The 7,195-nt window shown below is 47.3% G+C and carries 6 protein-coding genes, 1 tRNA gene and 1 pseudogene; 2 read left to right on the forward strand and 6 right to left on the reverse strand.

Annotation, left to right across the window (positions count from 1 at the left end; genetic code table 11):
• Positions 1 to 1,022: phosphoenolpyruvate-utilizing N-terminal domain-containing protein (locus tag ACRC27_RS06950; RefSeq protein ID WP_438639509.1), on the reverse strand; the 1,022-nt coding region annotated here is incomplete at its 3' end.
• Between the two features lie 7 nt (positions 1,023 to 1,029).
• Positions 1,030 to 1,557: an RNA pyrophosphohydrolase gene (gene rppH, locus ACRC27_RS06955; RefSeq protein ID WP_438623537.1), complete on the reverse strand. Its 528-nt coding sequence runs from the start codon at positions 1,555 to 1,557 to the stop codon at positions 1,030 to 1,032.
• Between the two features lie 915 nt (positions 1,558 to 2,472).
• Here rppH and mutH point away from each other — a divergent pair.
• Both mutH and ACRC27_RS06965 read left to right on the forward strand, forming a co-directional pair.
• The gene (mutH, locus tag ACRC27_RS06960) at positions 2,473 to 3,153 is read left to right on the forward strand and encodes a DNA mismatch repair endonuclease MutH (protein WP_438623536.1); all 681 of its coding nucleotides are present in this window, start codon (positions 2,473 to 2,475) and stop codon (positions 3,151 to 3,153) included.
• A gap of 73 nt (positions 3,154 to 3,226) precedes the next feature.
• Entirely contained in the window at positions 3,227 to 3,970 is a 744-nt protein-coding gene (locus ACRC27_RS06965; protein WP_438623535.1) for a TerC family protein, read from the forward strand.
• Between the two features lie 475 nt (positions 3,971 to 4,445).
• On the opposite strand, the gene ACRC27_RS06970 is transcribed toward ACRC27_RS06965, so the two are convergent.
• The 4 genes and pseudogenes from ACRC27_RS06970 to ACRC27_RS06985 all read right to left on the reverse strand — a co-directional run.
• Positions 4,446 to 6,020, reverse strand: coding sequence for a methyl-accepting chemotaxis protein (locus ACRC27_RS06970; RefSeq protein ID WP_438639510.1), 1,575 nt, complete (start codon positions 6,018 to 6,020; stop codon positions 4,446 to 4,448).
• Positions 6,021 to 6,090: 70 nt separating this feature from the next.
• Positions 6,091 to 6,234 (reverse strand): annotated as a pseudogene (locus tag ACRC27_RS06975) (IS1 family transposase); the annotation flags it as partial.
• A gap of 212 nt (positions 6,235 to 6,446) precedes the next feature.
• Positions 6,447 to 6,520: transfer RNA gene (locus ACRC27_RS06980), tRNA-Gly, on the reverse strand.
• A gap of 297 nt (positions 6,521 to 6,817) precedes the next feature.
• Positions 6,818 to 7,195: amino acid--tRNA ligase-related protein (locus ACRC27_RS06985; protein WP_438639511.1), on the reverse strand; the 378-nt coding region annotated here is incomplete at its 5' end.

Here is a 7,195-nt window from a genome sequence, read left to right on the forward strand (position 1 = left end):
TCACGTGGTAATTCAGCAATCAGTGTGGCCGTCAGCTCGTCAGTCACCAAAATAAAGTGCTCGGGCAAATTCCATTCACTTTCCGGTACATCCATCAAATGAAACAGCAGACGCTGCGCTAAGGCACGCATATCATTGGCGCGCTCACGCAAGTACGGATCGGGCAGACCAGCAAACTGTTCAGCAAAATGCTCAAACGTTTTGCGTACCGCCCACTCCGCCACAACGCCCTGATCAAGCTGCTCGGCCATCGCTTTACGCAGAGCCATATCTGACAATAAATGGATATAGAGATCAAAAATCGCAGCAGATTCAGAGCTGATGTCGGCATTAAAGCGCTTGCTGTGGCGGCGAAATTCACTGGCCGCTGACTCTACCGCACGCGATAAACGCTCACGTTCGGTATCAGGATCTAGCGTGCTGGCTTGTGCAATATCTTCCAGTGATAAGTGTGTTCTATCCAACCAGCCAATACCGATAGCCACCCCTGGTGCGGCAGCCTGCGCGCGGATCCTACGCTGCTGGCTATCACTGAGTAACCCCAGAGATTGGGTATGCGATAAAATACTGGCCAGTTGAGTGGCTAAAGTGACTAAAAAAGACTCTTCACTTTCGTCAAACTGGCGTACTTCGCGCTGCTGTACCACCAACACCCCGAGCAACTGACGCCGGTAGATAATCGGGGTACCCAAAAACGAGCGGTAAGACTCTTCACGCACATCAGGCAGGAATTTAAAACTGGGGTGTTGGCGTACATCGGCCAGATTAATCGGTTCGGCCCGTGAGCCAACCAGCCCGACAACGCCCTCATCAAAGGCCAAGCTTACCGATTTCCCCGCAGGCTTTGCCAGCCCGCGAGTGGCCATTAGCCGATAACAACGGTGGGTATGATCAGCCAGATATACCGAACACACTTCGGTTTTCATGATCTGGCAGGTTTTGTTGACCAGCAGTTCCAATGCCTGTGGTAAATCGGTCGCGGCGGCGACCTGCTCGACAATTTCCCGCAATTTGGTCAACATAATCAGGTTATCCTTTCCTTCTTATTCTTGCATTTTTCAGCGATGATCTTTCCAGATCATCAATAGGCATCACGACCGAAACAAACTCTTTCATCACTCGCCGGTAAACATCTCGCTTAAACGAGACTACCTGCCGTACCGGATACCAATAGCTGACCCAGCGCCAGTCATCAAACTCAGGGTTTCCACTGGTTTGCATATTGACCTTTGACTCATCACACATCAGCTGTAATAAGAACCAGCGTTGTTTCTGCCCGATACACACCGGTTTGGTATCCCACCGCACCAGACGTTTTGGCAATTTATAACGTAACCAATTACGGGTTGAGGTGAGTAAACGGACATCTTTTTTTGTCAGCCCCACCTCTTCAAACAACTCACGGTACATGGCCTGTTCAGCCGTTTCGCCTGAGTTGATCCCCCCTTGTGGAAATTGCCATGAGTGCTGTCCATATCGGCGAGCCCACAGCACTTGCCCCTCTCGGTTACAAATGACAATGCCAACATTTGGGCGGTAGCCATCACCATCAATCACAGGACTACCTCAATACTGAAAACGTCAGTTATGCTGCGATTGTTTCATACAACCCTGAGTCGGTAAACCGATGTACGCATTGGGGAGTGCTTGATGTGTTATGCATCAACATTATCGCGCGACTCTGCTGCTTATTTGTACACCCTATGGATAACTTTTACCGCCGTAAACACTTATAAACAACTTTCGCCCTAACAGCGGGAAATTATTCACTTTTTCTGTGGATATCACTGTGTAGAAATACACAACATCACGCAAAATATGACTCTTCACGCGAAAAGATCAAACCAAAAACAATAAATTAAAATGATAAAATACAATAACTTATAACGAACAATTGATTTATCCACTGCAAAAAAACAGACTAAGGGATCGAAAGGATCATCAATTGTGCAAAGATCCACCAGCGGTGGATTTATCCACACTTATCGCTGACAAGATCAGCAGTTTTCCCTATTGTTGCACGTACTTTGCGTTATGCAGGCAGGGTATTCCGCCTTACTCACACCGGTTATCCACGATTATCCCAGTTTTCTGTGGATAACCAGGGGGAAGATCCTGTTTATTGTTGGCGATTTGTACAGCTAGAATTTTATTATTATGGATGATCTTAAGATAATTGCATTATTATTTCTTTATAGATCATAGGATTAAATAAATAAGATCAAAACATCGCCACACGATCTGATGTGGATGACTCTGCCTGCTCAAAAAACAACCTACACAGGTTGTTGCTCGGATCATACCTACGCGAAAATAGCCGTACCGTGGTCACTCTGTTTATCTTTTACACTGGTTTTGTACCTACTGCTGTTCGGGCACAAAAAATAGCACGAAGAAACACAAAAATAAGAAGCGCAGAAATAAGAAATACAGAAAAAAGAACGGCAGAAAAAAGCATGGTAAAATACGCCGATGAACAGATCTGAATTCTCTATTCCCCTTTCTCGCCACGCACTGTGGCAACGGGCGCTACAGTTAGCAGGTTACAGCCTCGGCGAGCTTGCGGCAGCCTGTGGGCAGCCTGTTCCAGCCAACTTAAAACGTGATAAAGGTTGGGTTGGTATGCTGATAGAACGCCATTTAGGGGCCTGTGCCGGCAGTAAACCCGAGCAGGACTTCCCTCATTTAGGTGTTGAATTAAAAACAATTCCTATCGATCGGCAGGGAAAACCTCTGGAAACCACTTTTGTTAGCGTAGCACCGCTCACCGGCACCTGTGGTGTTAACTGGGAAACTAGCCATGTTCGGCACAAGTTGCAGTGTGTTCTATGGCTGCCGGTGGAGGGGGAGCGCTCGATTCCACTGGCTGAACGGCGTGTTGGTACGCCGCTGCTCTGGACTCCTTCAGAAGACGAGGAGATGCTACTGCGCCGTGACTGGGAAGAGCTCATGGATTTAATTGTGCTAGGAGAAGTTGAAAACATTACCGCCCGCCACGGTGAGGTATTGCAGCTTCGCCCCAAAGCCAGCAACAACCGCGCCTTAACCGATGCTGTGGGGCGTAACGGTCAGCCGATCAAAACACTGCCACGCGGGTTTTATCTTAAAAAAGCCTTTACCGCTGCAATTTTAGCTAAACACTTCGATTTATAACACTTAATGAAAAATCCCTATCAACAGGTTATGATTTCAGGTCATTCCCGTACTGTTTAGGTGTAGGTTTTTCATGGAATTGCTTGTTGATCCAAATGCGTGGATTGCTCTGTTAACGCTCACCGCACTCGAAATTGTGTTAGGCATTGATAATATTATCTTTTTAAGTATTTTAGTTGGCCGCTTACCTGAGCATCAACGGCAGAAAGGGCGTATTCTGGGTTTAGGTCTTGCCATGGGGACTCGGATCTTACTGCTTATCTCATTAACTTGGATGATGCGTCTTACCGAACCGGTTTTTACACTGGCAGAACATGCTGTATCAGGGCGCGATCTGATTTTGTTCTTTGGTGGTCTATTTTTGATAGCCAAAAGCACCCACGAGATCCACGAAAGTTTGCAGCAGCACAGCGCTGATGATCAGCCACAGCTTGCGCGAGCCAGCAGTAATTTTCTGCTCACCTTAGTACAAATTGCCATTTTAGATATCGTCTTCTCACTTGATTCGGTGATTACGGCGGTTGGATTAGTCAGCGATATTCCCATTATGGTCGTTGCGATTGTGATTGCCGTACTGATTATGATGGTTGCAGCGAAAAGTATCGGTGAGTTTGTGGATAACAACCCGACCATCAAGATGCTGGCACTGGCCTTTTTGATTCTAGTGGGCTTCACGCTTGTTGGTGAGAGTTTTGGCGCACATATCCCCAAAGGCTATATCTATTTTGCAATGGGTTTTTCCTTTGGCGTCGAGATGCTCAATATCCGTTTACAACGGGGTAAATCAATTACCTTGAATAAAAATAGCCCCGACTAACCACTCTGTTGTCTTTCATCACCACATTTGCGCATTTGCAGTAAGTACTGATGCTTACTGCTATTTTGCGGGCAAAAAAAAACCTGCGACTCCGCGCAGGTTGGTGCAAACAGGGCTATCGTAAGCCCTTAAAATATTTCTTGGAATTAGAGTAACGAATGCCCAAGTCTGACTCCAGCACTGATTGGCAACAAACCGGTTCAAAACGTAACGAAGGTTTTCAGGCCTGAGTGTACGGCCTGTCATAAGAGGGCTAAGCGGCTGAATATTTTGCCCATCAGATGTCTCTCTCAAGACTTCTCAGGAATAGCACTCCCCCGCTATCACAGGTAATAATACCCATGCTGACTACATCAACACCGCCAAATCAACACGGGTAACCGAACGAAATCGACAGAAAAATCTGTAGATAAAAAAAACCGGCCTTAGCCGTTTTTTTCGCCCATGAATGACGCATAAGCTGATACGTCATTCATCAAATCGCGCGTTCAAATTGCAGCATCAAACGACGCATCGCTTCAAGCTGTTCGACCAACTGACGCGTGCTATCTACCGATAGATCACTGGTGCTCGCCGTTGCCACAGTCAGCTGATTGATATTTTCAATATTGTACGAGATCTGGTCATTCATCTTGGCCTGCTCTTCCACTGCACCGGCAATCTGCCGACTGCTGTCAGTGACTTGATTGAGTACTTCATTAATCTGCACTAGACGATGACCAGTTTCTACCGCTTGCTGATTACACTGCTCAGACAATGAAGTGCCGCGCTCCACCGCCTCCACTGCTTGCGCGGCAATCGCCTGCAAGCGGGTGATCATTTGCTGAATTTCGCCGGTCGATGACTGAGTTTTCTGCGCTAAAGAGCGCACCTCATCGGCGACCACAGCAAAACCACGCCCAGCCTCACCAGCACGCGCGGCTTCAATCGCCGCATTCAGTGCCAGTAAGTTGGTTTGATCGGCAATCGCGCCAATCACATCCAAAATGCCTTCAATCTGGGTACTGCTTTGTGACAAAGCATGGATCACCTGTTTAGAATCATCCAACTCTTTATGCAGTGCATACACCGAATTAATGGTGGTCTCGACACTTTTCTGCCCTTCTCGCGAAATTTGCTGTGCCTGCGTGGTAATGCTCGATGCCAACGCCGCGCTTTTTGCAACTTCATGAATCGACGACGACATTTGATCCATTGCCACACTAGCATGCTCAGTGGCCAGCATTTGCTGACACAAATTGGACTCGATCTGCTGACTATTCTGTAGCTCTTGCTCAGCAGCCATTAAAATTCGGCCTGAGGTATCGGTAGCACGCCCGACAATCGCCCGCAACTCGGCCTGACGCATCTTCAGTGCTAGCTCAATCACCGAAAAATCATCAAAGCGACCGGTGTACACTTTTTCCATCAGCGGGTTGTCATAAGTTGCCTGCGCCAGTTGCTGCAAAGTACGTAGTCGACCAACCAGATACACACTTGCTGCACCAGCCACCCCACAGCCTAGCAATCCCAGCACACCGGCAAGAGATAGTCCCTGCTGCCACAATGCGACACCTTGCAACACCACGCTGCCGCATATAAATATCGGCAACCCTGCCATTAACGCCAGACGGCGTAAACGCGGCGTTTTATTGCAACGCAAATCAGCATAAAGGGCTTCTGCGCGTGTCACACTTTCACGATCAGGCTTACTGCGCACCGATTGATATTCGATGACCTCGCCCCGCGAATTTAAGATCGGCGTAACAAAGGCCGATACCCAATAAAAACCGCCATCCTGACAGCGGTTCTTTACCAGCCCCATCCAACTCTTACCGGCACGAATATATTGCCAGAGCTGTGCAAACGCCGGTTTAGGCATATCCGGATGACGTACGATATTATGCGGCTCACCCTCTAGTTCCTCGGGCTGATAACCGGCTACCTGACAAAAATTCTGGTTAGCATAGGTGATCCGGCTATCCGGCGTGGTGGTCGAAATCAGATTTAATCTGGCATCATAATCGACTTCCGTCGCCGTATCGGAGCTAAAATCTTGTGGTATCGTCATAAAGGATCCGCTGTAGTCCCATTTTGGGATGTATGCTGCTGCACCCGCTCGTGGGTAATTCATCCAATAAGTAAAACATGTATTTTTCGATAAACGCTCCGATGACTTTTTCATGGCGCTTACCAGAATATGAGAAATAAATCGTTTTACACGCTAATCGCTTAATACGAGTACGAGACGTCAGATTATTACGCTCAATACATTGGGTAAATATAGTTGATAACTAAGCTATTACCCTTCGGCCAACTGTTTGTAAAACGGGTACCCCAGCTCACCCACCGAAAACATCACTGTCGACGTGGTCAGAAGATGCTCTAAAGCTTAACCAGCATAGAGGCTCATTGAACTCAGTTGAGTAATAAAATAGGAAAAATGCTTATTTTACAATGGGTAATTGAGCTAAAGAGACTTAGATAGAGGTAGGTTTGGAGCGGGTGAAGGGAATCGAACCCTCGTATGCAGCTTGGGAAGCTACCGTTCTACCATTGAACTACACCCGCATCACTAAAATCTGACTTGCAAAAGCAAAAGCCGCTACGCGCAATACCCGTAACGTGGATTCGATTATAACCTTCTTGGCGGTGACTGCAAGCAACCATATGCTTAACTGATTGAGAATTAAGCAGGAAAATGTATGGATATATGTTTCCGTGTTCTGTATCCCAATAAATGGCACAGCAGATTCACATACTAGGTATAGCGCCAGTTAATCACAGCATAAAAAAACGGAGTCAACCGACTCCGTTTTTCTGATATTGCTAACATGCCGATATACTAAGATACCAGCAGGCAATCAGTTATTTTTGCGGGCGCATTGCCGGGAACAGGATCACGTCACGGATACTCGGTGCGTTAGCAAAAATCATTGCCAAACGGTCGATACCGATACCTTCACCTGCTGTTGGTGGTAGGCCGTATTCCATTGCCATGATGTATTCCGCATCATAATGCATTGCTTCAGCATCACCTGAATCACGCTCTACCAGTTGCTGGCGGAAACGGCGATCTTGGTCTTCTGGGTCATTCAACTCAGAGTAAGCATTGGCAATTTCACGTGCACCGATGAACAGCTCAAAACGGTCGGTTACACTTGCATCTTCATCGTTAGCACGTGCCAGCGGAGAAGTCTCTGCCGGATGCTTAGTGATGAAGGTTGGTTGGATCAGGCAGTGTTC

Source organism: Plesiomonas sp., assembly GCF_051650925.1.
Lineage (GTDB): Bacteria > Pseudomonadota > Gammaproteobacteria > Enterobacterales > CAMTGL01 > Plesiomonas.

What these genes read in the sequence shown, in the direction of transcription:
- mutH (WP_438623536.1), top strand. Translation starts at nt 2,473, where the DNA reads ATGAACAGATCTGAATTCTCTATTCCCCTTTCTCGCCACGCACTGTGG.
- ACRC27_RS06965 (WP_438623535.1), top strand. Translation starts at nt 3,227, where the DNA reads ATGGAATTGCTTGTTGATCCAAATGCGTGGATTGCTCTGTTAACGCTC.
- ACRC27_RS06970 (WP_438639510.1), bottom strand. Translation starts at nt 6,020, where the DNA reads ATGACGATACCACAAGATTTTAGCTCCGATACGGCGACGGAAGTCGAT.